We start from the raw sequence: 4,128 nt of genomic DNA, 5'->3' as shown, positions 1-4,128 counted from the left end.
TCCGGTTTCTCGCGCGGACCCGCGCTGCCCCACCCCTGGACCCCCGTGACCCCGATCCTGAGTCCTGAACTGCCCGGCGCGCCCTCTCCGCTGCGTGCCCGGATCACGGCCGCCTTCCATCGCGACGAGGCCCAACACCTGGCCGAACTGTTGGCCCAGGCGCGGCTGCCCGAGGCTGAACAGGCCCGCGTCCAGGCCCTGGCCGTCTCGCTGGTGCAGCACACGCGGGTGCGGTCGGCGGACCCCGGGATGGTCGAAGCGTTCATGCGCCAGTACGACCTGTCCAGCGAGGAAGGCGTGCTGCTGATGTGCGTGGCCGAGGCCCTGCTGCGCATCCCCGACCGCGCCACCGCCGACAAACTCATCCGCGACAAGCTGGGCGACGCCGACTGGGACCGCCACATGGGCCAGTCCAGCTCGGTGCTGGTGAACGCGTCCACCTGGGGCCTGATGCTGACCGGCCGGATGGTGAACCTGGCCGACGAAACCCGCCGCAACGCCGTGGGCGCCTTCCGCCGCCTGGTGGGCCGGGCCGGTGAGCCCGCCATCCGCCTGGCCGTGCGCCAGGCCATGCGGATCATGGGCCACCAGTTCGTCATGGGCCGCACCATCGCCGAAGCGCTGGAGCGCAGCCGCAAGGGCGAGCAGGCCCGGTACCTGTATTCGTTCGACATGCTGGGCGAGGCCGCGTTCACCCAGGCCGACGCTGACCGCTACTTCGAGGCCTATCGCGGCGCCATCGGCGCCATCGGCGCCGGCGGCCCCTACGCCGACGTGCTCAATGCGCCCTCCATTTCCGTGAAACTGTCGGCCCTGCACCCGCGCTATGAGCTGGCCAAGCGGGCGCGGGTGCATGCCGAACTGATCCCGCGGGTGCTCGAGCTGGCCAGGCTGGCCAAGGCCCAGGGCATCGGCTTCACCATCGACGCCGAGGAATCCGAGCGCCTGGAGCTGAGCCTGGACGTGATCGCGGGCGTCTTCGTCGACCCGTCGCTTGACGGCTGGGAAGGCTACGGCCTGGCCGTGCAGGCCTACCAGAAGCGCGCGCCCTACGTCATCGATTACCTGGCCGACCTGGCCCGGCGCACCGGCCGCCGCATGCCCATGCGCCTGGTGAAGGGCGCCTACTGGGACAGCGAGGTCAAGAAGGCGCAGGCCGAGGGCTATGCCGGCTACCCGGTGTTCACCCGCAAGGCCAACACCGACGTGAGCTACCTGGCCTGCGCGCGCCGCATGCTGGCGGCCGCGGACGCGATCTACCCGATGTTCGCCACCCACAACGCCCAGACCATCGCCGCCATCCACGCCTACGCGCAGGGTGCACGCTACGAGTACCAGAAGCTGCACGGCATGGGCGACGACCTGTACGCCGAAGTGATCCCGGCCGACAAGTTGAACGTGGCCTGCCGCGTGTACGCACCGGTGGGTTCGCACGAAGACCTGCTGCCCTACCTGGTGCGCCGCCTGCTGGAAAACGGCGCGAACTCCAGCTTCGTCAACCGCATTGCCGACGAAACGCTGCCGCCGGCCGACCTGGTGGCCGACCCGGTGGCCATGGTGGACGCCTACGACAGCAAGCCCCATCCCCGCATCCCCCAGCCGCTGGACCTGTTCCGGTCGTACGGCGAAGAAAGGAACAACTCCATGGGCGCCAATCTCGCCAACGACGACACCCTGGCCGCGCTGGCCACCTCGGTCAACGCCGCCATCAAGGACTGGCAGGCCACGCCGCTGGTGCCGGGCGCGACGCCGGCAGGCGTCCTCAGTGCCGTCACCAACCCGGCCGACCGCCGCGAGCGCATCGGCCAGTGGATCGCCGCCGACGCCGCCGCGGTGGACAAGGCCCTGGCCAACGCCGTCGCCGCCCAGGACGGCTGGGACCGCATGCCCGCCGCCAGCCGCGCCAAGATCCTCGAACACGCCGCCGACCTGATGGAAGCGCGCATGCCCGAGTTCCTGGCGCTTTGCGTCAAGGAGGCCGGCAAGTCGATGTCGGCGTCGGTGGCCGAAGTGCGCGAGGCCGTGGACTTCCTGCGCTACTACGCCATGCAGGCGCGCAAGCTGTTCGGCGCGCCCGAAAAGCTGCCCGGCCCCACCGGCGAATCCAACGAACTGTGGCTGCACGGCCGCGGCGTATTCGTGTGCATCAGCCCCTGGAACTTCCCGCTGGCTATTTACGTGGGCCAGGTGGCTGCAGCGCTGGCGGCCGGCAACAGCGTCATCGCCAAGCCCGCCGAACAGACCACGCTCACCGCCTTTGTCGCCACCCAGCTGATGCACGAAGCCGGCGTGCCGCGCGACGTGCTGCAGTTCCTGCCCGGCGACGGCGCCACGGTGGGCGCGGCGCTGACCCGGGACGCCCGCGTGGCCGGCGTGTGCTTCACCGGATCCACCGACACGGCCTGGGCGATCAACCGCTCGCTGGCCGCGCGCAATGCCTCCATTGCCGCGCTGATCGCCGAAACCGGCGGCCAGAACGCGCTGATCGCCGATTCGTCCGCCCTGCCCGAACAGCTGGTGAAGGACGCGATGGCGTCGGCGTTTGATTCCGCCGGCCAGCGCTGCTCGGCCGCGCGCGTGCTGTTCGTGCAGGCCGACATCGCCGACAAGGTGATCCACATGCTGGCCGGCGCCATGGACGAACTGGTGGTGGGCGACCCGGCGCTGCTGAGCACCGACGTGGGCCCGGTGATCGACGAGGACGCGCGCAAGATACTGGTGGACCACGCCGCGCGGATGGACAAGGAAGCCAAGCTCATCAAGGCCGTGGCGCTGCGCTCGGCCAACGCCAACGGTTCGTTCTTCGCCCCGCACGCCTACGAGCTTTCGTCGCTGTCCCAGCTCACCCGGGAAGTGTTCGGCCCGGTGCTGCACGTCATCCGCTTCGAGGCCGACAAGCTCGACGACGTGCTGGCCGCCATCAATGCCACCGGCTATGGGCTGACGCTGGGCATCCACTCGCGCATCGACTCCACCATCGACAAGATCTCGCGCACCGTGAAAGTGGGCAACTGCTACGTCAACCGCAACCAGATCGGCGCCGTGGTGGGCGTGCAGCCGTTCGGCGGCGAAGGCCTTAGCGGCACCGGCCCCAAGGCCGGCGGACCGCACTACCTGCTGCGCTTCGCGTCCGAGCGCACGCTGACGGTGAACACCACCGCCGCCGGCGGCAACGCCTCCCTGCTCACCCTCGACGACTGACCCAACTGTGGCAGGCTAGGCGCTCCTGTCACCGCGAGGCGCCATGTACCTCGAGCACTACGGCCTGAGCGAGGCACCGTTTTCGATCACCCCGGACCCGCGCTTCGTGTACCTCAGCGAGCGCCACCGGGACGCCTTGGCGCACCTGCTGTTCGGCATCGGCCAGGGCGGCGGCGGCGGCTTCGTGCAGCTCACGGGCGAAGTGGGCACCGGCAAGACCACGCTGTGCCGCCTGCTGCTGGAACAATTGCCCGACAACGTGCGCGTAGCCCTGGTGCTGAACCCGCGCCTGAGCCCGCCTGAGCTGCTGGAAACCATCTGCCAGGAACTGCACATCAAGCTGCCCGCGCGGCGCAGCAGCCTCAAGGCGCTGGTGGACGCGCTCAACGCCTACCTGCTGGACGCCTACGCCCAGGGCCTGCGCGTGGTGCTGATCATCGACGAGGCGCAGAACCTGAGCGTGGAGGCCCTGGAACAGGTGCGCCTGCTCACCAACCTTGAAACCGACACCCAGAAGCTGCTGCAGATCCTGCTGCTGGGCCAGCCCGAACTGCGCACCATCCTGGCCCGCGACGACCTGCGCCAGCTGGCCCAGCGCATCACCGCGCGCTTCCACCTGACGCCGCTGGACGCCGCTGAAACCGAAGCCTACCTGCGCCATCGCTGGGCCGTGGCCGGCGGCCAGCGCTTTCCATTCACCAAGCTGGCGCTCAAGCGCCTGCAGCATCATTCGGGCGGCGTGCCGCGGCTGGTGAACATCATCTCCGAGCGCGCGCTGCTGGGCGGCTACGCCCACGACCAGGCCCAGATCGGCGAACGCTGGGTCGACCAGGCCGCGCGCGAGGCGCTGGCGCCGCGGGGGGGGGAACTGCCGCGGCCGACGCTGGCCCCCCGCCTGGGCGGGGGGGGGGGCGGGGGGGGGGGGGG

2 protein-coding genes are annotated in these 4,128 nt (G+C 70.2%); both read left to right on the top strand.

Annotated elements, in window-relative coordinates; genetic code table 11:
- The first annotated feature begins 24 nt into the window (after positions 1-24).
- On the top strand, positions 25-3,201 hold the full coding sequence (gene putA / locus K0M70_RS16030; RefSeq protein WP_290783783.1) for a bifunctional proline dehydrogenase/L-glutamate gamma-semialdehyde dehydrogenase PutA: 3,177 nt from the start codon (positions 25-27) through the stop codon (positions 3,199-3,201).
- A gap of 43 nt (positions 3,202-3,244) precedes the next feature.
- On the top strand, positions 3,245-4,128 hold an 884-nt coding region (locus tag K0M70_RS16025), incomplete at its 3' end, for an AAA family ATPase (protein WP_290783779.1).

The organism is Arenimonas sp. (assembly GCF_019459675.1).
Lineage (GTDB): Bacteria > Pseudomonadota > Gammaproteobacteria > Xanthomonadales > Xanthomonadaceae > Arenimonas.
The sequence above is the reverse complement of the archived record's forward strand: the minus strand, read 5'-3'. Positions and strand labels throughout refer to the sequence as shown.